21 protein-coding genes are annotated in these 22,057 nt (G+C 38.5%); 12 read left to right on the forward strand and 9 right to left on the reverse strand.

All coding sequences use genetic code 11. The annotated features are described in order from the left end of the window. Window positions 1-5 precede the first annotated feature (5 nt). The 6 genes from JWR61_RS00495 (at window position 6) to gldN (ending at window position 8,081) form a co-directional block, all read left to right on the forward strand. Window positions 6-797 carry a uroporphyrinogen-III synthase gene (locus tag JWR61_RS00495; protein WP_290339998.1) on the forward strand — a complete coding sequence of 264 codons (792 nt, stop codon included), beginning with the start codon at window positions 6-8 and terminating at the stop codon, window positions 795-797. A gap of 187 nt (window positions 798-984) precedes the next feature. Beyond that, window positions 985-3,054 carry a thioredoxin domain-containing protein gene (locus JWR61_RS00500; protein WP_301925932.1) on the forward strand — a complete coding sequence of 690 codons (2,070 nt, stop codon included), beginning with the start codon at window positions 985-987 and terminating at the stop codon, window positions 3,052-3,054. Between the two features lie 152 nt (window positions 3,055-3,206). Continuing rightward, window positions 3,207-4,502 carry an SUMF1/EgtB/PvdO family nonheme iron enzyme gene (locus tag JWR61_RS00505; RefSeq protein ID WP_301925933.1) on the forward strand — a complete coding sequence of 432 codons (1,296 nt, stop codon included), beginning with the start codon at window positions 3,207-3,209 and terminating at the stop codon, window positions 4,500-4,502. A 146-nt stretch (window positions 4,503-4,648) separates the two neighbouring features. Then, the gene (gldL, locus tag JWR61_RS00510) at window positions 4,649-5,407 is read left to right on the forward strand and encodes a gliding motility protein GldL (RefSeq protein ID WP_290340001.1); all 759 of its coding nucleotides are present in this window, start codon (window positions 4,649-4,651) and stop codon (window positions 5,405-5,407) included. Between the two features lie 100 nt (window positions 5,408-5,507). Beyond that, complete coding sequence (gene gldM, locus JWR61_RS00515; RefSeq protein WP_290340002.1) at window positions 5,508-7,028, forward strand: gliding motility protein GldM; 1,521 nt, start codon at window positions 5,508-5,510, stop codon at window positions 7,026-7,028. A gap of 12 nt (window positions 7,029-7,040) precedes the next feature. After that, window positions 7,041-8,081, forward strand: a complete 1,041-nt coding sequence (gene gldN / locus JWR61_RS00520; protein WP_301925934.1) for a gliding motility protein GldN — start codon at window positions 7,041-7,043, stop codon at window positions 8,079-8,081. A 281-nt stretch (window positions 8,082-8,362) separates the two neighbouring features. Here gldN and uvrC read toward each other — a convergent pair whose 3' ends face one another. The 7 genes from uvrC to gpmI all read right to left on the reverse strand — a co-directional run bounded on the left by uvrC (window position 8,363) and on the right by gpmI (window position 15,380). Continuing rightward, window positions 8,363-10,183, reverse strand: a complete 1,821-nt coding sequence (uvrC, locus tag JWR61_RS00525; RefSeq protein WP_301925935.1) for an excinuclease ABC subunit UvrC — start codon at window positions 10,181-10,183, stop codon at window positions 8,363-8,365. A 29-nt stretch (window positions 10,184-10,212) separates the two neighbouring features. Beyond that, on the reverse strand, window positions 10,213-10,824 hold the full coding sequence (locus tag JWR61_RS00530) for a hypothetical protein (protein ID WP_301925936.1): 612 nt from the start codon (window positions 10,822-10,824) through the stop codon (window positions 10,213-10,215). A 119-nt stretch (window positions 10,825-10,943) separates the two neighbouring features. Beyond that, a complete protein-coding gene (locus tag JWR61_RS00535) occupies window positions 10,944-12,497 on the reverse strand; it encodes a hypothetical protein (protein WP_301925937.1) in 1,554 nt (517 codons plus the stop codon). A 76-nt stretch (window positions 12,498-12,573) separates the two neighbouring features. Then, window positions 12,574-13,161, reverse strand: coding sequence for an RNA polymerase sigma factor (locus tag JWR61_RS00540; RefSeq protein WP_301925938.1), 588 nt, complete (start codon window positions 13,159-13,161; stop codon window positions 12,574-12,576). 126 nt (window positions 13,162-13,287) lie between these two features. Further along, on the reverse strand, window positions 13,288-13,446 hold the full coding sequence (locus JWR61_RS00545; protein ID WP_301926070.1) for a hypothetical protein: 159 nt from the start codon (window positions 13,444-13,446) through the stop codon (window positions 13,288-13,290). A gap of 59 nt (window positions 13,447-13,505) precedes the next feature. Then, complete coding sequence (locus JWR61_RS00550) at window positions 13,506-13,790, reverse strand: heme-binding domain-containing protein (RefSeq protein ID WP_301925939.1); 285 nt, start codon at window positions 13,788-13,790, stop codon at window positions 13,506-13,508. 72 nt (window positions 13,791-13,862) lie between these two features. Then, window positions 13,863-15,380, reverse strand: a complete 1,518-nt coding sequence (gene gpmI, locus JWR61_RS00555; protein WP_301925940.1) for a 2,3-bisphosphoglycerate-independent phosphoglycerate mutase — start codon at window positions 15,378-15,380, stop codon at window positions 13,863-13,865. A 131-nt stretch (window positions 15,381-15,511) separates the two neighbouring features. Between gpmI and JWR61_RS00560 the strand changes: the two genes are divergently transcribed. From JWR61_RS00560 to JWR61_RS00570, 3 genes are all read left to right on the forward strand, one after another. Further along, window positions 15,512-15,904 carry a DUF4783 domain-containing protein gene (locus tag JWR61_RS00560; RefSeq protein WP_301925941.1) on the forward strand — a complete coding sequence of 131 codons (393 nt, stop codon included), beginning with the start codon at window positions 15,512-15,514 and terminating at the stop codon, window positions 15,902-15,904. An 84-nt stretch (window positions 15,905-15,988) separates the two neighbouring features. Further along, entirely contained in the window at window positions 15,989-16,858 is an 870-nt protein-coding gene (nadC, locus tag JWR61_RS00565) for a carboxylating nicotinate-nucleotide diphosphorylase (RefSeq protein WP_301925942.1), read from the forward strand. Between the two features lie 173 nt (window positions 16,859-17,031). Further along, window positions 17,032-17,379: a translation initiation factor gene (locus JWR61_RS00570; RefSeq protein WP_301925943.1), complete on the forward strand. Its 348-nt coding sequence runs from the start codon at window positions 17,032-17,034 to the stop codon at window positions 17,377-17,379. Window positions 17,380-17,391: 12 nt separating this feature from the next. Here JWR61_RS00570 and JWR61_RS00575 read toward each other — a convergent pair whose 3' ends face one another. Next, window positions 17,392-17,625, reverse strand: coding sequence for a (4Fe-4S)-binding protein (locus JWR61_RS00575; RefSeq protein ID WP_301925944.1), 234 nt, complete (start codon window positions 17,623-17,625; stop codon window positions 17,392-17,394). A gap of 78 nt (window positions 17,626-17,703) precedes the next feature. On the opposite strand from JWR61_RS00575, the gene apaG reads away from it, so the two are divergent. Further along, a complete protein-coding gene (apaG, locus tag JWR61_RS00580; RefSeq protein ID WP_290339001.1) occupies window positions 17,704-18,090 on the forward strand; it encodes a Co2+/Mg2+ efflux protein ApaG in 387 nt (128 codons plus the stop codon). A gap of 77 nt (window positions 18,091-18,167) precedes the next feature. After that, window positions 18,168-19,274: an acyl-CoA desaturase gene (locus JWR61_RS00585; protein ID WP_301925945.1), complete on the forward strand. Its 1,107-nt coding sequence runs from the start codon at window positions 18,168-18,170 to the stop codon at window positions 19,272-19,274. Between the two features lie 2 nt (window positions 19,275-19,276). Here the strand turns inward: JWR61_RS00585 and JWR61_RS00590 are convergent, their stop codons facing one another. Then, entirely contained in the window at window positions 19,277-20,287 is a 1,011-nt protein-coding gene (locus JWR61_RS00590; protein WP_301925946.1) for a hypothetical protein, read from the reverse strand. Between the two features lie 85 nt (window positions 20,288-20,372). Here JWR61_RS00590 and JWR61_RS00595 point away from each other — a divergent pair, with 85 nt between their 5' ends. Next, window positions 20,373-22,055: an NAD+ synthase gene (locus tag JWR61_RS00595; protein ID WP_301925947.1), complete on the forward strand. Its 1,683-nt coding sequence runs from the start codon at window positions 20,373-20,375 to the stop codon at window positions 22,053-22,055. The last annotated feature ends 2 nt before the right edge of the window (window positions 22,056-22,057 follow it).

The raw sequence follows: 22,057 nt of genomic DNA on the forward strand, positions 1-22,057 counted from the left end.
TTTCTATGGTTAAGAACGGGGAAACAAAAACAGATCAAAAAAGCCAGGTGGTTAAAAAAGTATTGATTACCCAGCCAAAACCGGAAGGCGAAAAGTCACCCTATTTTGATTTGGCAAAAAAGCACAATATCGAGTTACATTTCCATCCATTTATAATTATTGATGGCATTCCCGCCAAAGAATTCAGAAAACAAAAAATAGAAATCCCCAATTATACAGCAGTTATTTTTACAAGCCGGAATGCAATTGACCATTTTTTCAGGGCCTGCGATGAAATGAAGATTAATATTTCACAGGATACAAAATACTTTTGCATTACAGAATCGGTAGCACTTTATCTCCAAAAATTTATCCTTTACCGCAAGCGCAAAGTTTTTTATGGTGCCGACGGTACCAATAAGAGTTTGTTCGATGTAATAAATAAGCATAAGGACAATGAAAAGTTTCTTTATCCGTGTTCCCAATCGTTTGATAATGAGATTACCAATTGGCTAAAAAATAATAATTGCGAATATGCCACCCCGGTAATGTATAAAATTATCAGCAATGATGTAAAAGAAATTATTTCCAGAAACTACGATGTGATATGTTTTTTTACACCCGGTGGCGTTAAGAGCCTATTGGAGAATTTTCCGCATTTTAAGCAAAATGGAACCAGGATTGGTGCCTTTGGCGCCAACACTTTTAAAGCAGCAGAAGAAGCTGGTTTAACACTCGATATTAAAGCGCCACAACCTCAGGTGCCCAGTATGGTGAGTGCGCTGGAGCTGTATTTAACCTCCCTTAAAAAGAAATAAGTTTTTCCACTAGAAGATATTAAAGGTAACTTAACAAGGTTACCTTTTTTATTTGTCAAAACAAACGCCTCGGTTATCTGTTTCCTTTAAATGGTTAGCCGGCTATTGAAGGCCTGAACTACTCATCGTGGCATAACTTTTTAACCTGATTGTCTGCCATATTTTATTTTATTCAATTATCAGTTATATGTCACATGCTTTTACCAACAGTTTAATTAAGGAAACAAGTCCATATCTTTTGCAACATGCCCATAACCCCGTTAACTGGTATGCATGGGGTGAAGAAGCACTGCAAAAAGCAGAAGCCGAGGACAAGGTAATTCTGGCGAGTATCGGCTACTCTGCGTGCCATTGGTGTCATGTTATGGAAAAAGAGAGTTTTGAAAATGTAACTATTGCCGCATTGATGAATGAAAATTTTATAAATATTAAGATTGATCGTGAAGAGCGCCCCGATCTTGACCATATTTATATGGATGCAGTGCAGGCAATTGCCGGGAGTGGGGGCTGGCCCCTGAATGTATTTTTGACTCCCGACGGAAAGCCTTTTTACGGGGGCACCTATTATCCGCCTGTCAGAGCCTTTAACCGTTCTTCCTGGCCGGAAGTTTTACAGGGCATTGCGGCAGCATGGAAGGAAAAAAGAGATGAAATAGAATCTCAGGCAGAAAATCTTATTGCACATTTAAACCAGTCTGGAAATTTTACTCAAACCGCTACCAGTTCAATTAGCTCAAATGATGAGAGATTGTTTACAATGGACAATTGCCATCAAATGTTTAAAAATATAATGGCAACTGCTGATAAGGAGTGGGGAGGATTTGGAAGGGCGCCCAAGTTTCCGCAAACTTTTATTATCCAATTCTTGCTGCAATACCAGCATTTCACAGGAAATGCGGAAGCGCTGCGGCAAGCTTTATTGTCGCTGGATAAAATACTACAGGGTGGTATTTACGATCATATTGGTGGTGGCACGGCCCGGTATAGTACAGATAACGAATGGCTGGCGCCGCATTTTGAAAAAATGTTATACGACAACGCCTTGCTAATCGATGTCCTATGCGACGCTTGGCAGATTACCAAATGCGATAAATACAGGAACGCAATCTTAAAGACCATAGGATTTATCCAGTCGGAATTAACCAATGGCGAAGGTGGATTTTTTGCTGCTCTTGATGCAGATAGTGAAGGAGTAGAAGGCAAATATTATGTCTGGACAAAAACTGAGATAGACGATGTTTTAAAGGAGAATGCGGCCATCTTTTGTGAATTTTTTGACGTAACGGAAAAAGGGAATTGGGAAGACGCTAATATCTTGCGCATCCTTGAACCCATCCATGACTTTGCTATCCGGAAAAATTTAGATGAACATAAATTGACTGAATTGTTGCAAAGTTGTCTTCATAAGTTGGCTGAGGTTCGTGTTGGCCGCATAAAGCCTTCACTTGATGACAAAATAATACTGGGATGGAATGCCCTGGCCTTAAAAGCAATTGCAAAGGCTGCTTTTATTTTGGAAGACGAAACATTAACGATGCTTGCATTGAAAAATTTTGCCTTTATTGAAACCAATTTTATAAAGACCAATGGTTCATATGAAATGCACCATACTTTTAAAAACGGAGTTGCTAAATATCCTGCATTTTTGGATGATTATGCTTTTTTTATTGCGGCCTGTTTTGAAATGTACTCGCTGACTTACGATACTGAATTTTTGCAAAAGGCAAAAAATCATACATGCTTCGTTGTTGACAATTTCAGCGATGGGGAAAATAATTGTTTTTTCTATACACCAAAAAATCAAACAGACGTTGTTATTAGAAAAAAGGAAATATATGATGGAGCTTTGCCCTCAGGCAACAGTGTAATGGCGGCAAATCTATTTAAGCTTTCAAGAATTTTTAACATTCCGGATTGGGAATACACATCTATACAAATGTTAATAATAAATTCTGAGGCAACCATCAAATATCCGTCTTCGTTTGCGGTTTGGGCTTCATTTTTGCTACAAAATGTGGTTGGCTTTAATGAACTGGCAATTATCGGGAGAGATTGTTTTCAATTGTCCCGAAAAGTGGCCGACTATTACATTCCGTACAAAATTATGATGGCTTCAACCTTATCGAATGATGAATTTTTACCTTTAAAAAGCAAACCTGCTTCTATTCAGTCCTTGATTTATCTCTGCAAAAACAACATTTGTTTTAAGCCGGAGGAGCAAATCGATGGCATCTTATTGTATCTCAACGAATCATGAAAAGAAGATATAAGGATACAATAATTGAAAACAATAGACGTTTTAGAATTGTGTTGCTTTTTTAACACAAAAAATAATCATTCAGGTAGGTGTATGATTATTGAAATTGGAAATAATCATTACATTTGCTAATACCCCTCAAAGTTAAAACAATGAAGAATCACTCATTAGTTATTATAGCGGCCAGTGCTATAATCTCTTTATCAGGCTGTAATTTGCTTGGTAAAAATAAAAAAGGTAGTGCTTTGCCGGATGATGGGCAGTTGCATGGCGTAGCACCTGCTAAAGGGTGGTCTTTACCCAAACCCCCGGGTATGGTGTATATTCCACCAGGAACCTTCCATATGGGGCCAAGTGATGAAGACGTGAATTTTGCGTATACTGCAAGAAACAAACAGGTTTCTATCAGTGGTTTCTGGATGGATGCTACCGAAATTACCAATAATGAATATCGGCAGTTTACCAACTGGGTAACTGATTCTATTGCTGCAAAGCAAATGGGTTTTATTAAGCAGGGTACAGATGGCAATGAGTACGTTGACTGGAAGAAAGCACGTGGTATTAAATGGAATGATAAAGCAACCCTGGAAAAGATTGATGCAATGATCTTTACCCCCGACAACAGAATTTTCAATAAAAAAGAACTTGATCCAAGCAAAATTGTTTACCATTCGGAAACATTTGATTATAAGGAAGCTTCTAAGAGAGAAAACGCAGGAGTACAACGTTCTAAGTTTATTATCAAAAAAGATATTATGGCTTACCCGGATTCATTGTGCTGGGTTAGAGATTTTGCTTATGCCTACAATGAGCCAATGGCAAAAAAATATTACAGTCATCCCGCTTTCGGAAACTACCCTGTGGTAGGGGTTAACTGGAAACAGGCTACAGCCTTCTGCGAATGGAGAACCCATTATCTTAATTCCTATTTAGATTCCAAAAAAAGAGCAACTGAATCTGATTTTAGATTACCTACAGAGGCTCAATGGGAATATGCTGCACGGGGCGGACGTGCCCAGTCACCTTATCCCTGGGGAGGACCTTATTTGAGAAACAAAAAAGGATGCCTGCTGGCCAACTTTAAACCAGGTCGCGGAAATTACCCTGAAGATGGTGGTTTTTACACTGTAAGAGCAGACGCATACTGGCCAAATGATTTTGGTTTGTATAATATGGCTGGTAATGTTGCCGAATGGACCTCTTCTCTTTATTATGAGGGTGGATACTCTTTTCAACACGATATGAATCCTGACATTCGCTGGAATGCAAAAGATACAGATGTGCCACGTATGAAACGCAAAGTGATTCGCGGTGGTAGCTGGAAAGACGTGGGATTTTTTCTTCAGACAAGTACACGTAATTACGAGTACCAGGATACTTCAAAATCTTATATAGGTTTCCGTTGCGTAATTGATCTGCCTCCGGCAATGAAAAAGCGTGGCAACTAATTACTAACTTATCTCCTGCCTAAACTAATTGTTGAGAATTGTCTTACAGTATTTTTTCAAAAAATGCTGTAAGACTCTAATCACTATGTAATAAAGAATTCAATATATAAAATAACCCCCTTATTAAACTTTAAAATTCAAAAATTATGGCTGCTGGTCAATCACGTCCAATCGATCGTATTCTTAACATCTTTGTATCTGCGGCAGCTGTGCCGGTTTTATTAGGTGCCCTTTTCAAAATCACCCACGCTCCCGGAGCTGATGTTTGGTTAAAAATCGGACTGTGGACAGAATCGATCATATTTCTTGGTTATGCTTTGTTATATGTATTTGCACCCCCACCAGAGGCACCAATGGCTGCAGCTGCGCCTATTGAAACAGGTAACCCTGCTCTGAAAAGCATGGACAAAATGTTAAGCGAAGCTGATATTACTCCTACAAGCCTGAAAAAATTAGGTGAAGGTTTTCAGAAATTGGGAACTACTGTTAACAACATGGGCGAAATTGGAGATGTTGTAAAATCGACCGGTGACTTTGGTGCTAAAACAAAAGAAGCAACATTGGCTATTGGAAGCATGGCTTCAACATTTACAAGTACTGCAGCTACAATGGCTTCATTTAATAAAGCTTCTGAAAGCACACAGGGGTTCCACGAGCAGGTTCAGGTTTTAACTAAAAATTTGGGTTCTTTAAATACTATTTACGAATTGGAATTAAAGGAAAGTAACAATCACCTCAAGGCCTTGAATGGCTTTTATGGCAAGATGGCTGAAGCAAGTGCCGCCATGATGGGCAGTGTGGATGACGCGACAAAGGCAAAAGATCAAATCAGTTTACTGGCAGGCAACCTAAGCAAATTAAACTCTGTGTATGGAAATATGCTGAGTGCTATGCAGGTGAAATAAATTGCCATATAACTTTGTTACCAAGTTCAAAACCCTTTTTAAAGGTAAATTTTATCCTAAAGAAACAATTCACTTAAACAATCGTAAAATCTGAAATACTATGGCTTTACCTAAAGAGCCCCGGCAGAAGATGATTAACCTGATGTATCTGGTGTTGACAGCATTGCTGGCACTGAATGTATCAAGCGAAATTCTGAATGCCTTTAAAGTGGTTGATAAAAGTTTGCAAAATTCCAGCGCCAACCTAACTGCTGCGAACACCACTTTATATGCCTCACTAACCGAAAAACTGGCAGATCCCAAAACTGCTGAAAAGGCTAAAATTTGGGAGCCTAAAGCTGAACAGGCGAAAAAATTGTCTGATGATTTCATTACCTATCTTGATGGATTAAAGACGGAACTTAAAAAAGCTTCTGACCTTACTATGATAGATGGTAAAGAGTCTTTCAAAGAAGATAATCTAGACGCTGCTACCCGTTTATTTGATAACCAGGGAAAGGGAAAAGAACTGGAGGCAAGACTAGCGGCCTATAAAAAGGCAATGCTGGACGTTGATCCAGAAATCCGGGCAAAATTTGAAAAGACGTTGCCCATAGATACAGATCCCCCTGTAGGACAAGATGGGGTTAAAAAAGATTTTACGACAGGTTACTTTCATATGACACCAACCGTAGCAGCCTTAACGTTATTAAGTAAATTTCAAAATAATATTAAGAATGCAGAAAATCAAGTGGTTACATTTTGCCACGAACAAATTGGTGCTGTAAAAATTAAATTTGACAAAACTGGTGTGTTGGTAGGACAGAGTTCGAATTATCTAATGCCTGGACAGGAAATGGAAATTACTGCAGGAATCGGAGCATATAGTTCTGCCGCCCAGCCAAAAATTTCAATCGGAGGAACAAATCCTGCGGTTGTTGACGGGAAAGCTACTTATAAAGTAACAGCCAGCGGTGCAGGCCCCCATACAGTTCCGGTAACAGTTACCTATCTTGATCAGGATGGAGTGTCCCAGACAAAAACTGAAACTGTTGAGTACACAGTAGGAACTCCCGGAGGTGCTGCCATTATGCTTGATAAAATGAATGTATTTTACATAGGAGTTCCTAATCCAATAACTATTTCATCTGGTTCAGGCTGGGATAAGACGACTGTTTCAATGACTGGTGGTACTCTGAGTGGTTCTAATGGTAATCGTGTAGTAACTGTTAGCGGTGGAACTGCTGCAAGCATCACCGTAACTGCTGATGGAAAATCAAGCAAATTTGATTTCAGGATTAAAACCATACCTGATCCAATCGGGATGGTTGGTCCTAGCCCAGGAGGAAAAGTACAGTCAAATGTTTTTAAAGCACAGGATTTTTTACGGGCAGAACTTAAAAACTTTGATTTTGACGCAAAATTCAGTGTAGCCAGTGCGACTGTTTATTTTGCAGGAGCTGGATTTACCAGTAGCGGAAGCGTACAGACAGCGACAATGAATAGCGGAAGTTTTGCACCTATAAGAAGTAAACTTGATTTATGTAAACCCGGATCTACAGTGACTTTTGATGATTTAAAAGTGGTAGGACCTGATGGCAGGCAAAGAACCATACCGCCCGTGTCTTTTGTGTTATTCTAAAATATCTTAAATATGAAAAAGTATCTTATTAAATTTTTGTGCCTGACGGTTGTACTGACCCTTGTATTCTCAGTAGCAGACGCACAGAAACAGAAAAAGCGTGCGGCTACCAAGCGAAGCAACACCACCACAAAAAAAACAACCAAGGGTAAAACCAAGGCAAATATTAAATCTGGTGGCCAGGTCGATTCTGTTGCGGCAGTGGTATCAGCACCTCCGGCTGCGCCAAGAATTGATAGCTTACCCGTTCCAAAAGTAAAAAAGTCTTTACGGTTGGACGAAGCTGTAGAAACAAAAGATATTATGGATAGGACTCCTCTGGCCTATGAACATTTGCGGGCTGACGATGCTGTTTTTCGTCATAAAATATGGAGAGAAATAGATACCAGGGAAAAAGTCAATTTGCCGTTCAGGTACTCTGCCGATGAGAACACGGGCAATCAGCGATTCATAAGCATTTTACTCAAGGCTATACAGGATAGTGCTGTAACAGTTTTTGACCCGATTGATGACCGGTTTACTACGCCACTTACTATTTCCCAGGTATCTAAATTACTTGGAGGGGGTGGGGATACTGTTCCACATTACAATGATCAGGGTGTGATTGACCGTTATGATTATAAAGCGAGAGAAATAAATCTGGATTCAATTTATAAGTTTAAAATTAAGGAAGAGGTAATTTTTGATAAAGAAAGTTCGAGATTATTCTGGCGTATTTTAGGTATCGCTCCAGTTAGGAATATTTATTCTTCAAGCGGCGAATATCAGGGACCCGCTGACGTTTTTTGGGTTTATTATCCAGATATGCGTCCAATCTTCGCGAAATACCAAACTTATAATGGTAAAAACTTTGGAGCAAGGATGACATGGGAAGAATTATTTGAAACCAGAATGTTCAGTGGCCGCATCATAAAGAGTACGATGGACAATCCGTTCGATTTATTTATAGCCGCTAATCCAGGATTGAAAGACAATGGCGTATTTCAATTGCTTGAGGGTGAACGCATTAAAGAGAAAATTTTTAATTACGAGCAAGACTTATGGAGTTACTAATTTTCCAGTAAAATATTAAAAAGCCCCTTCTCAGAAGGGGCTTTTTAATACCCGTAACTTTGATTCAGTTTTCGACAGACGCAGTCACGGCCGGCTAAAATCTATCTTCAGGTGCCCACTGAAATCGAATTCTGCCGTTTACTCAGTCAAAGTCGCCAATTGTATAATATTCGGCTAAGCGTTTGGACAGAGAAAAAACTAATCTATATATTTGTCTTGGTTTTTCATAGGATATTGGATTTTAAACGGGGCTGGATTTTTATCCTGGCCCTTTTTTATGTCTACGAGTGGGCATTTATTGCCTGATTAAAATAATCAATCAATATAATTGCTTTGGACTTACCGATGGCCGTTGTCAACTCCCCTAATGTTTGTACTTTAATATTCTTTACAGACTTATACTTTTTAAGCAGAATGTCAATCGTAGATTTTCCAATTCCTTCAATATGTTCCAGCTCATTTTTAAAGCTGCCTTTACTCCGTTGATTTCTGTGAAAAGTAATACCATAACGATGTACTTCATCACGTATTCTCCTTATCAATTTTAAACTTTCACTATCCCAGGGTAATTTCAACGACTCTGAGTCGCCTGCGTAAAAAAGCTCTTCTTCATTCTTTGCCAGCCCGACAAGTGTCAGTTTTCCTGTCAATTCAAGTTTCTCAATACTTTCCATTGCAGCACTTAACTGGCCTTTACCGCCATCAATGATAACCAGCTGTGGAAATGGTTTTTGTTCTTCTTTTAAACGTTTATAGCGGCGGTAAACTACTTCCGCCATGGTAGCAAAATCATTGATCCCTGCCACAGTTTTTACATTGAATCTTCTGTAATCATTTTTGCTTGGCTTTCCATTTTTGAAACTTACCATGGCAGATACAGGATAACTTCCCTGGAAGTTGGAGTTATCAAAGCATTCAATATTGACCGGTAGTTCTTGCAATTGAAGATCTTTTTGGAGTTGTACCAACACGTTATTTACTTCCAATGCGGTTTTTTCTTCCAGTAAAAGCAGCTTCTTTTTTCTGAGTTCTTCTTTAAAATAATTGACATTTTTTTCCGAGAGGTCAAGCAGTTTTTTCTTATCACCACCTTTGGGGCAAGTTACAACAATATCCTGTTGCGGATAACTTATCGTAAATGGTACAATGATTTCGCTGGCCTCGCTGTTAAAGGTTTCTCTTAACTGCGCTATAGCGAAGATTAAAACTTCATCTGCAGTTTCATCCAGTTTCTTTTTAAGTGTAATCGTTTTTGTTTGTACAATACTGCCATTGCTTACAGCAAGGTAATTTACATAAGCAGTATCTCCTTCTTCAAGGATACTAAACACATCAATGGTTCCCATACGTTCATTAACAACCGCGGAGCTGGCTTTGTATTGCTGTAAATGTTCCAGTTTCTTTTTTATCAGCCCCGCCTTTTCAAATTCAAGCTGCGCAACCTTTTCCTGCATATCAGCTTTGAAATGTTGTATTACCGGCGAGAGATTTCCTTTCAAAATATTCTTTAACTGTTGTAAGCCTTCCTCATAATCTTCCAACGATTGCAGCGCTTCACATGGTCCCTTACAATTGCCCAGGTGATACTCCAGGCAAACCTTGAATTTCTTTTTTTCAATATTGGTAGCTGTCAAATTGAGCTTGCATGTTCTTAGCTGGATAGTTTGTTTAATAAAGTCAAGCAGTTCCCTTACTTTACCAACAGAAGTGTATGGACCGAGGTATTGAGAACCGTCGTTAATTTTTCTTCTTGTAAAAAAAACTCGTGGAAAGGGTTCGTTTTTTATGACAATGTAGGGATAAGATTTATCGTCCTTCAGATTAATATTAAATAACGGCTGAAATTTTTTAATGAGCGAATTCTCCAGCAAGAAAGCATCCTGCTCACTGTTTACAATGGTAAATTCAATCTTACGTATCCGTTGAACAAGTTCATGTGTTTTATAGTTGGTATAGGTTTTAGAAAAATAAGAACTTACTCTTTTACGCAGGCTTTTAGCTTTACCAACGTACAACAATTCATTATTACTATCATAGTATTTATAAATGCCAGGCTGCAGCGGAATTGTAGCAGCCAATAAACCAAATTCTTGTTGTGTCATTATTTATTAAGATTGTAAAAGGCACTTTTTTATTCACTAAAATTCCAAGTGAATTTTTCTGCCTTCAATAAAACACTGGTTCCGTCAGGCTTGTTCAAAATGGTATTGATGCCGGCCCATTTGTTTGTTTTCCAGGTTAATTGCTTCGTTATATTCCCATCTTTTCCTCTCAGTTGCTTTACCAGATAGATCTTCGAAATTTTTCCAGATTCAGGGTCGATATAAACATCCCAGTGCCGCAGTGAGATTGAATCAGGTAAGGTTCTTACAGGATCGTATGTGAATGTAACGGCGTTTAAAGTTTGATCATTAAAAGAAGATTCTTTAAAAAATGAAGTAAGGTTGGTTTCTTTTATTTCGGGAGAAAGAAAATCTTTTAGCAATGGAATCAAAGCATTTTGTTTTATCCATACAGAATCTGTTTTATCATTGATTACGGTCGTGTGTAGTGGGGTGACAAGTAAAGAATCAAAGGAACGGATTTGTCCCCTGATAAAAGATGTAACAGGAAAAAATGAATCTTTTTTCGCTTCATTTATTGCCGGAGCAGAGTCTGCTGTAGTAGGAGCCAAGGCATTTTTTGTATTGTTATTACAGCTTGCTAAAACGAGGATAAAGACCGGAAAAAAAATATTTTTCATGCGCTAAAATTAAACAGAAAGATGATGTAAAACAAAAACCGCAGTTGCGGGCGTACTGCGGTTTTTGTTAAAAGAAATTGGTAAATTGAAAGAGGCTTGCAATAAACAAATGATAGTTATTATTTCAACAACTTGGTGATACCGAACTTAAAGCCATAGTTGTTTAACTTTTCCTGGATGATATAGCGCTTACTGTTGGTTGTAAATAACTGTTTCCTGAATTGTGGTCCAAACTGAAATGTAATCCCTTTGTCTGTTTTATAGCTTACAAATGTTTCAAAGCCTGCATTCACATTCCAGTGGTTTAACAGTGAAGTTTCTTTTATATAATTTCTTTTGTCAGAAGAAAGCAAATAGGATTTGCCTCCCATTACATAAGTTGGTTGTATTGTTGCACCTATATTCCATTGTAAGTTTTCATTACCTGCTATTTTTAAGTCCATACCCACAGGTAATGAAATCTGAAAAGTTTCATTGTGTAATTTAACGGTAGATATACCATCAATATTAGAATAAGAAGTTGACCTGTATGCAGGATAAGGCTGATGAGATTCAGAAGAAACAAGCGTAATTGTAGTTGCAACCGGGTGAGAATTAGTAAAAGCATCCGAATTGTACATGGTGAAATTGAGTTGCAAACCAGTTCTTATTCTAAGCCCTTTTAACACCGGATAGGTAAAACCACTTCCTATTTCCAGTCCGTAGGAGGGATGTTGTGCAACATCCTGGTTTACGTCAGCACCATCTGAAATAGTATTTTTTAGTTGCCTGTAAACCACAGATGGAGTGAAATACATTTGCCACCCTAACTTACCTGCCCATTTTTTGGGAGCTGGTCTGTTATACATTGCATAATTTTCAACCCATGCTTTTTCTTCATCTGATAGAATCAATGTTTCATTTTTATCAGTTGATATTGTTTCTGCAGATAAAAGCGCTTTATTTTTGAGGCTGACATCATTGGCTGATAAATCGGTTTCACTTCCGGTTACCATATTTTTTTCTGACGTAACGTTATTTACATTCTGGTGTCTGATTTTGTTTTCCGAATTATCCAGTGAAACAATCAGCACCTTGTTGTGAAATATCGCCGGCCTGTTTGCAGGTATAGTCTTGAAATCAGGGTCATTTTTGATAGGGGCGATTTCAGTTGATTCAATTTTAGCCAATGAAATAAAATGCTCGTGAGTTAAATTGTCGCCGGTGCTTTTGTTAGTCACACCGGACAGTGTCTTAACCAGATTCGGCGGTTCCTGCAGATTGTTAACACTTTCACTGGACATGTCCTGTTGTTCAATGTTATCAATAAAAGATTGACCAGAGAAGTTTAAAGTAGAATTATTTGCAAATGGTTTAGATGGTTGGTTGTTAAAATGTTTTTTGTCTAAAAGCGGAATGTAAATAGAAGTGGTGGGATCAGCCGGTTTAGTTTCATTATGTTGATTTTGCGAAGCGAATCGTTTGCCTGCATTTTTTGTATCTGTATTCAGGTAGCCGGTTAAAAGAAGAATGCCTATTAAAGTAATACTCATTGCGACAGATGGCCATTTTCTACCAGGATGAATATTGTTATAAATGCTGTGCCATACTCGTTTTTCAGGATACATTTTAAATTCATCTGACCTGTCCTTAAGCAACCGTTCAAAACTATCTATATCTAAATTTCTCTCCATTATCGACGAAATTTCTGTTGGTTTTGGTAAAAAGCAATCGTTAATCTAATTCGTATGTTTTATTAGTCTGGTCGTTTTAATTTGAAGCTACAGCTCCCGTCAATGCAACACCGCTTTTGGTTCTTGGCTTCAGTAAAATGTTTTTCTTAATTAAAATATCTTCCAACATAGCCTTCGCCCTTGTATATTGCGAACGGCTGGTGCTTTCTTCAATGTCAAGCATATCCCCGATTTCTTTGTGTGAATAGCCTTCCACAGCATACAAATTCAATACTGTACGATAGCCTACCGGAAGTAACCGGATGCATTCAACCACCTGTTTCGCCTGCATTATAGAAGGGATCGTTTCTTCGCGTATGCCAATGCCATTTGCATAATTAATATCAACACTGTCAGAAAACTTTTTGTTTTTTTTGAGGATATTAATACAAGTGTGCACCACAATTCTTCTTATCCATCCTTCCAGCGCACCTTCATTGCGGTATTGATGGATCTGAGCAAATACTTTAATAAAACCTTCCTGCAGCATGTCTTCGGCATCTTCCCTGTTTTTTGCGAAGCGATAGCATACGCCAAGCATTTTAGGGCTTAAACGCATATACAACGCTTCCTGAGCGGCGGCATTATTTTCAAGACATCCATTAAGCATGGTCTCTTCTGTCATAGTTGTGCTTGGTTTAACACCTTAAATATAGACAATTTAAGCCTATTAGTTGCTGCTTTGCAATAAAAATTATACACCTGTTGCTTAATAACAACCATAAAAATCGCCGTTGCAAATATTACGGTATTATTTTATTGCGGGCGGCCTTTTTCTTGCAAGGCTGTCTGCTGGTGTATTAGCCTTTATACTGTCTCTCAAAGCGGTGGCCCAGGCTGTGAGCACCTGCTTTTTATCAGCTGAAAGTATTGCGTATTTGTGAATAAGAGTATAGGAAGACAATGGCATTTCATCTTCTTTCACATGCTCATAATCTCCTCCAGTTTTTTGTATTGCCTTACTATGCCTTAGGTTGCAAATTCAGAAAAGTTAACTTCTCTTTTTCCTTCATTGATATGATTGGTTAACCACCAGTCAACCGGCTGTATTTTTGAATACCAGGGGTAAACTGTATTGTTGCTGTGGCAGTCGTAACAACTCGTCTTTAAAATGTCGTGTACGTTTTGTGGTATTATATACTTTTTGCTGATGTCATTCACGAGCATCGCATCCTCCGAGCTGCTATTTTTTGCCGGATGAATAAATTGTATTATCACCAGGATAACAAGCAACACAAGCAGTACTTTTTTCATGGTTAAGTTTTATGGATAAAAAGAACAAAATAGTACGAAAGCATTGAGCAAGGAAATTTATTCACCAACAAATCAGCCGATCAAAATATTGCCCGTCATTTCTTTCGGAATTGCCAGCCCCATCATGGTTAAAATGCTAGGGGCGACATCTCCCAATTTGCCACTTTTCACAACACCTCTCCATTCATTATCAATAACAAAAAACGGCACCAGGTTCAGCGAATGCGCAGTGTTGGGCGTGCCATCCGGATTAATTTCATAATCTGCATTACCATGATCTGCCAGCAGGAAAACTGCATAATCGCTTGCCAAAGCAGCCGTAACAACTTTCTCTACGCATGTGTCTACTGTTTCCACTGCTTTTATTACTGCATCCCAAACGCCTGTGTGACCCACCATGTCTGCGTTAGCAAAATTTAAGCAAATAAAATCAGCCGTTTTATTTTCAATTTCCGGAACAATTGCTGCAGCTACTTCATAAGCGCTCATTTCTGGTTGTAAATCGTATGTAGCTACTTTTGGAGACTGAATCATAATTCTTTTTTCTCCTTCAAAAGGCACTTCTCTGCCACCGCTGAAAAAGAAAGATACATGCGGGTACTTTTCAGTTTCGGCAATACGTATCTGTGTTTTGTTGTTTTGCTCTAAAATTTCACCCAGTGTATTTTTAAGATCATCATTTTTAAAAACAACATGTACGTTTTCAAAAGACTGATCATACTGCGTCATGGTTGTGTAATGCAGGTTTAACTTATGCATGCCAAACTCAGCCATGTTTTGCTGAGTAAGCACTTCTGTTATTTCTCGGCAGCGGTCAGTTCTAAAATTGAAGCTGATAACCACATCACCTTCCTTAATTTTTGTATCAGCAACATTGCTGTTAATAATGGGTTTTATAAATTCATCAGTTATGCCTTCATCGTATAATTTTTTGATAGCTCCCAAAACATCATTTGTAGCTATGCCAGTTGCATGTACCATTGCATCATACGCCAGTTTAACTCTTTCCCATCTTTTATCACGGTCCATTCCATAATATCTCCCTGTTATTGTCGCTATATCACCGGCTGAAGTCTGCAGATGATTTTGCAAATCTGTTAAAAAGCCCAATCCGCTTTTAGGGTCGGTATCCCTGCCATCAGTAAACGCATGAACCAATACATTCTGCAGGCCTTGCGCTGCACAAAGTGAAGCCAGTGCTTTAACATGATTGATATGAGAATGCACACCGCCATCACTTACCAAACCCAGCAAATGCAATGTTTTATTGTTTTCTTTGGCGTAGCTGATTGCATTCAGCAAGGTTGGGTTTTGTTGAAATTCACCACTTCGGATGGCGACATTTATTCTTTGCAGTTCCTGGTAAACAATTCTTCCTGCACCTAAATTTAAATGACCAACCTCACTATTGCCCATCTGTCCTTCAGGCAATCCTACATCTTCGCCGCAGGTAACCAAAGTTGCATTGGGATATTTGGTATATAAAGAGCTAACAAAAGGGGTTTTGGCGTGCTGAATGGCATCACTGCTTTTAATTTTGCCGAGTCCCCATCCATCCATGATTATTAGTATTGCTTTTTTGTCTTTCATGGTGTAAAGTTAACTTTTTTGCAGCTTTTATAAAAAGCTTATTGTCATTGTAATAGATCGCTTTATCTTTCAGCCTAAAATATTATTCGGAGCTGGCACGTTTTTAGCAAAATGACCACTAAAATTTCTTTATGAAACGCTTCTTTACGATTGTTCCAATACTTACCGGCCTGTTTTTATCCTCTTTTACCTTGAAAGTTGGGATTGATGATGTAATAGCTGCCATGCAAACAGGCAACTCCTCTCAAATAGCGAAATTTTTTGACAATACCGTTGAAATTACCATGCCCGATAAAAGCAATAGCTATAGTAAAAGCCAGGGAGAACTTGTACTGAAAGATTTTTTTGCCACTAACATAGTAAAAAGCTTTGAAGTGATTCATAAAGGTCAGAATGCAGGTTCACAATCGCAGTATTGCATCGGGAAACTTGTCACCAAAGCCGGTACTTACCGAACGACTGTGTATATGAAGCAAAAGGGGGACCTGCAGGTAATTCAGGAATTGCGTTTTGAAAATCATTGACTTTATTTTTATCTTCCGCCAATATATTATTAACCTGTAAGACTTTTTCTCTTACAGGTTTTTTATTTTTTACATTTGCCTGCTATGAATTATAACGAACAGCTAAACCTGCTGATAAAAAACGCACTGGCAGAAGATATCGGCGATGGAGATCATTCTACTTTATCAAGTATAGATGCAACGGCCAATGGTAAAGCAATACTTAAAATTAAAGAAGAAGGTATCCTGGCGGGAGTTACAGTAGCTGAAAAAATATTTCGTTATGTGCAACCTGACGTTACTTTTTCAATCCTTAAAAAGGATGGCGAACCGATGCATTTTGGTGAACTGGCATTTGAGGTAGAAGCAAGGGTACATACTATTTTGCAAACGGAAAGACTGGTGCTGAACACCATGCAACGCATGAGCGGTATTGCTACACTTACGAAATTATATACCGATAAATTAAAAGGCTATAAGACAAAATTGCTTGATACGAGGAAGACAACTCCTAATTTCAGGTTGCTTGAAAAAGAAGCTGTACGCATAGGCGGTGGCGTTAACCATCGTTTTGGTTTATTTGATATGATTATGCTCAAGGACAATCACATTGATTATTGTGGCGGTATAGAAAAGGCTATTAATAAGGCGTACGATTACGTGCAAAATGTAAAACCCGGATTACTGATTGAGGTGGAAACCAGATCTATTGAAGACGTGCAAAAAGTATTGGCAACTGGCAAGGTAAACAGGATAATGCTGGATAATTTTACACCTGCATTAATAACCGAAGCCTTGCAAATTATCAAAGGTCAGTATGAAACAGAAGCCAGCGGTGGCATTAACCTGGCCAATATTGAAAGCTACGCTGCAACCGGTGTTGATTATATTTCCAGCGGAGCAATTATACATCAGGCAAGAAGCCTGGATTTGAGTTTAAAGGCCTCCATACCCGGTAGACTTAAAACTGTATGAGTAATAGCGTAAATAATGCAACTGGATTAATTTTGAAATAAATCAAGATTAAACTTACAGCGATTATGAACCTGATGACTTACGTTTAAATGCAAAAATTACAATAAACAATAATTTTATACTGGAAATATCGTTGATGAACTAGTGTTATTTCAAAAAAGCAAACAGTAGCCATGGCACAAAAAAAAATAACATCTTTGGGTGGATTGGTTTATTCAACAGATCCCAATTTTAAACCGGAGACTGGAAATGTGGAGGAAGATGAAACATTGCCACCTGCCCAGCAAAAGCTAAAGATTTGGTTAGATAAAAAACACCGGGCAGGAAAAGCAGTTACTTTAATTGAAGGTTTCACAGGAAGAAATACTGACAGGGAAGACTTGGGAAAACAACTGAAAAGTTTTTGTGGTACCGGAGGTTCGGTTAAAGACGGCGAAATCATTGTTCAGGGCGATAACAGGGACAAAGTATTGCAATGGTTACAAAAAAATGGATACACTAATTCAAAAAAAGCAGGTTAGTTCTGGAATGCTTTATGGTTGTGTTGAATTAGGCTCTGTAACAATACTTAACGCACCGCTCGGACATTTTTTTATCTGCTCAATAATTATGGGAGTTGATGATTGCCTTATATCTATCCAAGGTCTTCGCCGGGGATCAAACACGGCAGGTAAACCTTTGAAACAAATACCAGAGTGTTTGCATAAGGAAGGTTGCCACAAAATGGTGATTTCTCCATTGGAATAATGATGGGTTGAAGCAGGCATATGTTTTAACAATTAACTTATATCAATTTACAACAATTGGCTGATTTTTAAACTATTTTTACAAAAAGCGACCAATACATGATCTCAAAAATATCAGAAGGAATTACGGTAAGTGTTGAAACTTTTTTTCAGCCGGAATACAGCAATCCATCTGAAAATGAGTATATGTTTGCCTACCGGATTACCATACAAAATAACAATTCCTATCCAGTAAAGTTATTACGCAGGCACTGGTATATATATGATGCCACCGGAAGCTTAAGGGAAGTTGAAGGTGAAGGAGTTGTAGGGTTGCAACCGCAAATCAATCCAGGGGAGGAATATCAATACATCAGTGGCTGTAACCTGCGTACAGAAATGGGCAAGATGTACGGCACTTATTTAATGGAAAATATTAATAGTGGTAAGGAGTTCGACGTAACTATACCTGCTTTTGAAATGACAGTTCCTTTTAAGATGAATTAAAGCGATACTTTATCATTTCATATTCAGCTTATTTACCTACCTTGGAATGTGCAAAATAAAAAATACCAATATCCATCATGGCAAAAGTAACTTTCGATAACAGAGATAATCAATTCTACATAAGTCTTAAAGCTGCCGTTGATCAGTATTTTACTACCAGGCATAAAAAGAGAACCGGCGACTGGCGGTTATACATTAAAACCATCACATTAATCAGCGCTGCCATTATTATTTACGGAAGTCTTATGTTTGTTAAAATGAATGCATGGCCTGCATTGGGATTGTGCGGTATCCTGGGATATGTATTTGCCTGCATTGGTTTTAGCGTGATGCACGACGCCAACCATGGCAGTTACAGCACCAAGCCATGGCTAAATGATGCATTGGGTTTAACTGCAAATGCACTGGGGGCCAGTTCTTATTTTTGGAAACAAAAGCACAACATTATTCATCATACTTACACCAATGTAGACGGTATAGATGATGACATCGCAAAGAGCCCGATCATTCGTCAATGCGAATCACAAAAATGGGTGCCTGCACATAAAATACAGCATTTGTACTTGTTACCAGTCTATGCATTGTCTTCCATTTTTTGGTTGTTTTTTATGGATTTCACAAAATATTTCACACGTAAAATTTATACAACAGAGGCCTGGAAACTGAATACAAAAAATCACATTGTTTTTTGGGCTACTAAAATATCTTACTTCACATTTTATATGGTTGTTCCTGCAATGGTTTGGGGCGTTGGTCCGTGGCTGCTCGGTTTCCTGGTGTTGCACATAGTGATGGGCATCACTTTATCCCTGGTATTTCAGCTGGCACACGTAGTAGAAAATACAGAGTTTGAAAACGTAGCTTTGGATGAAACGAAACACATTGAAACCGCCTGGGCGGAACATGAAGTAAGAACCAGTTCCAATTTTGCTATGGGTAACCCGGTAATTTCCTGGTTTGTAGGCGGACTGAATTTTCAGATTGAACATCACTTATTTCCAAGAGTAAGCCATGTTCATTATCCTGCAATCAGCAAAATTGTAATTGAGAAATGTAAGGAGTTTAACCTGCCTTATAACAAATATGATACTTTATTTGGAGCGATATCCTCCCATTTCAGAATGATGAAATCATTGGGAAAACAACCAATAGTTATAAAAAAGCATCAGGCTCAGGCGGCTTAAAATCAAGGCTTATATTTGGCCTCCTGGAAAATAATTTCGCTGTCCAGGGTCATTAGTTCCTGTAAAGTAATTGCGGGTTTTTTCTGCATATATTTTTTAACAATCTGCCATCCTGCAAACGACCCAATATTTCCGGGTGCTCCTTCTCCAAGTTCCTGCGTTTTAGGGCCTTCATCAATGTAATTTTTCAAAATATTTTTATCTGTAACCTGCAATAGTGAATTCTTAATAAAAAGATCCCAGATTACGGCTTCGTGTGCGTAGCTGTCTTTCATTTGTTCCGGAGTATAGCCCATTAGTTTATACTCTTCTGTTTCCGGCTGCAACTTGCTTAACAGGTAAAGGCGTTTACCCTTTTCAACCATTTCATTCACCAAAGGTTTATCACTTTCTTTTTCCGGATAAAGATCATTCACAATGTTTTTTATACAATTCAAGGCGATATAACCGGGCTCAAAACGTCGGGAAATATATTCAGGATAGGTTTCCTGTACCATCGTTGTTTTATACAGGGAATTGTCCTTACCAAGATGATGCTGCAAGCCTATCACCAAAGCATCCTCGGCTAAAATATCACCATAACCATCTGCAGGTCCGATATAAGTAATTACTTTTTTGGGAACACGATAATCAGGGAAATAATATTTTACAAACTGCAATCCTCTTTTTATTTCCTTTTCATACGGGCTGAAATCGCTGAATATTTTTTCCGCAGAATCGTATACCGGCCGATAGGCTTTAATAAATCCATTTACGTACGCAGCTGCAGTATCGGCCGGCCAAGCAGGGTCTACCGTTAATATTTTGCCAAGATAGTTGTCTATAAAAGCTGGGCTGTTTGTATTGATATGTTTCAGGTAAGATAACAGGTTAGGAGCGGTTGTATCAAAGATATCTTTTTCAAAACGTTCAGTAGTGAGGTCGATTTTAATATTGGAAACATCAGGTATTTTATTGGAAGAGCAGGAAAATAAAAAAGCGCACAGCACAATTACAGCAAAGGATATTCTCATGGACGATAATGCTTTTGAAGTTTTAACTTTACAAAGAAAATAAATGATTTATTAATATAAAGTTAAGCTCCTTAAGGGTACGGGTATGAAAATATTTTTAGCACAGCAGAATTACCATATTGGCAACTTTGATGACAATACAAAAAAAATAATCTGCGCTATTGAAGAAGCCAAAAAGCAGGGTGGCGATATCATTGTGTTCAGCGAATTATCTGTATGCGGCTATCCGCCACGTGATTTTTTAGAGTTTGATGATTTTATAAGTAAGTGTTATGCTGCGGTAGAAGAAATAAAACAGCATGCTGATACCATAGCAGTTATCGTTGGCGCACCGGATAAAAATACCATCCCCAAGGGCAAGGACCTTTTCAATGCAGCATATTTTTTATTTGAAAAAGAAGTGAAAGGCATAGCGCATAAAACCTGTTTACCCACTTACGATGTGTTTGATGAAAACCGGTATTTTGAACCGGCATACGAATGGAATATAATTGAATTTAAAGGAAAGAAGCTGGCGGTAACCATTTGCGAAGACATCTGGAATTTAGGCGATAATCCGTTGTACCGAATTTGCCCGATGGATGAACTAATGAAACACCAGCCTGATATCATGATCAATATTTCGGCTTCTCCATTTGATTATACGCATGATGAAGACAGGAAAGCTGTTGTGAAAGCAACGGTTGTAAAATATGGACTGCCGATGTTTTACTGCAATGCAACGGGCAGTCAAACAGAGATTGTTTTTGATGGGTCTTCGTTGGTGTTTGATAAATATGCCAACCTTTGCGGACAGCTTCCTTCTTTTCAATCGGCTCTGCAGTCTTTTATTTTGAAAGATGATGGAACCATTGATGGGCCTGTGATTCAGCCCGCCAGTCATGTGCCGGATGCAGCACTCAATCCGCTTGTGTTGCATGAAAACTTAAACATAGAAAAGATTTATGCCGCCATTGTAATGAGCATAAAAGATTACTTTTTTAAGATGGGTTTCACCAAAGCTATCATTGGCAGCAGCGGCGGAATAGACAGTGCTGTTACCATTGCACTGGCTTGTGAAGCATTGGGAGCTGATAATGTAAAAGCTGTTTTAATGCCTTCTCAATATTCTACAGGTCATTCTGTGGAAGATGCAGAGAAATTGAGTAAAACGTTGGGTAATCCATACGAGATCATTCCGATAAAAAATATTTACGACGCTTTTTTAAAGGATTTAAAACCCATCTTTAAGGACCTGCCTTTTAGTGTGGCCGAAGAAAATATCCAGAGCCGCACGAGGGGAAATTTATTGATGGCCATTGCCAATAAGTTTGGATACATTTTGCTGAATACTTCCAACAAAAGTGAGCTGGCAACGGGCTATGGTACTTTATATGGCGATATGGCCGGCGGTCTGGGTGTGTTGGGTGATTGCTATAAACTGCAGGTGTATAAACTGGCAAAATATATTAACCGCAAACAGGAAATTATTCCCCAGAATATCATTGATAAAGCGCCATCGGCAGAATTAAGACCGGGACAAAAAGATGCAGATTCATTACCCGATTATGCAATCCTTGATAAAATTTTGTTCCAATACATTGAGCGCAGAATGGGTCCGAAGGAAATAAAAGGGCAGGGTTTTGATGCTGCCCTGGTCGACAGGATTTTAAAGATGGTCAACATGAACGAATACAAGCGCAACCAGTTCTGTCCGATTATAAGAGTATCACCCAAAGCTTTTGGGGTAGGGAGACGAGTGCCGATTGTGGGGAAATACCTGGGATAACC

Source organism: Ferruginibacter sp. (assembly GCF_028288465.1).
GTDB lineage: Bacteria > Bacteroidota > Bacteroidia > Chitinophagales > Chitinophagaceae > Ferruginibacter.

What these genes read in the sequence shown, in the direction of transcription:
- JWR61_RS00535 (WP_301925937.1), bottom strand. Translation starts at nt 12,497, where the DNA reads ATGGAGAGAAATTTAGATATAGATAGTTTTGAACGGTTGCTTAAGGAC.
- JWR61_RS00560 (WP_301925941.1), top strand. Translation starts at nt 15,512, where the DNA reads ATGAAACGCTTCTTTACGATTGTTCCAATACTTACCGGCCTGTTTTTA.
- JWR61_RS00540 (WP_301925938.1), bottom strand. Translation starts at nt 13,161, where the DNA reads ATGACAGAAGAGACCATGCTTAATGGATGTCTTGAAAATAATGCCGCC.
- JWR61_RS00595 (WP_301925947.1), top strand. Translation starts at nt 20,373, where the DNA reads ATGAAAATATTTTTAGCACAGCAGAATTACCATATTGGCAACTTTGAT.
- JWR61_RS00495 (WP_290339998.1), top strand. Translation starts at nt 6, where the DNA reads ATGGTTAAGAACGGGGAAACAAAAACAGATCAAAAAAGCCAGGTGGTT.
- JWR61_RS00530 (WP_301925936.1), bottom strand. Translation starts at nt 10,824, where the DNA reads ATGAAAAATATTTTTTTTCCGGTCTTTATCCTCGTTTTAGCAAGCTGT.
- JWR61_RS00590 (WP_301925946.1), bottom strand. Translation starts at nt 20,287, where the DNA reads ATGAGAATATCCTTTGCTGTAATTGTGCTGTGCGCTTTTTTATTTTCC.
- JWR61_RS00585 (WP_301925945.1), top strand. Translation starts at nt 18,168, where the DNA reads ATGGCAAAAGTAACTTTCGATAACAGAGATAATCAATTCTACATAAGT.
- gldL (WP_290340001.1), top strand. Translation starts at nt 4,649, where the DNA reads ATGGCTGCTGGTCAATCACGTCCAATCGATCGTATTCTTAACATCTTT.
- JWR61_RS00505 (WP_301925933.1), top strand. Translation starts at nt 3,207, where the DNA reads ATGAAGAATCACTCATTAGTTATTATAGCGGCCAGTGCTATAATCTCT.
- JWR61_RS00500 (WP_301925932.1), top strand. Translation starts at nt 985, where the DNA reads ATGTCACATGCTTTTACCAACAGTTTAATTAAGGAAACAAGTCCATAT.
- JWR61_RS00570 (WP_301925943.1), top strand. Translation starts at nt 17,032, where the DNA reads ATGGCACAAAAAAAAATAACATCTTTGGGTGGATTGGTTTATTCAACA.
- gldN (WP_301925934.1), top strand. Translation starts at nt 7,041, where the DNA reads ATGAAAAAGTATCTTATTAAATTTTTGTGCCTGACGGTTGTACTGACC.
- nadC (WP_301925942.1), top strand. Translation starts at nt 15,989, where the DNA reads ATGAATTATAACGAACAGCTAAACCTGCTGATAAAAAACGCACTGGCA.
- gldM (WP_290340002.1), top strand. Translation starts at nt 5,508, where the DNA reads ATGGCTTTACCTAAAGAGCCCCGGCAGAAGATGATTAACCTGATGTAT.
- uvrC (WP_301925935.1), bottom strand. Translation starts at nt 10,183, where the DNA reads ATGACACAACAAGAATTTGGTTTATTGGCTGCTACAATTCCGCTGCAG.
- JWR61_RS00550 (WP_301925939.1), bottom strand. Translation starts at nt 13,790, where the DNA reads ATGAAAAAAGTACTGCTTGTGTTGCTTGTTATCCTGGTGATAATACAA.
- gpmI (WP_301925940.1), bottom strand. Translation starts at nt 15,380, where the DNA reads ATGAAAGACAAAAAAGCAATACTAATAATCATGGATGGATGGGGACTC.
- JWR61_RS00575 (WP_301925944.1), bottom strand. Translation starts at nt 17,625, where the DNA reads ATGCCTGCTTCAACCCATCATTATTCCAATGGAGAAATCACCATTTTG.
- apaG (WP_290339001.1), top strand. Translation starts at nt 17,704, where the DNA reads ATGATCTCAAAAATATCAGAAGGAATTACGGTAAGTGTTGAAACTTTT.
- JWR61_RS00545 (WP_301926070.1), bottom strand. Translation starts at nt 13,446, where the DNA reads ATGCCATTGTCTTCCTATACTCTTATTCACAAATACGCAATACTTTCA.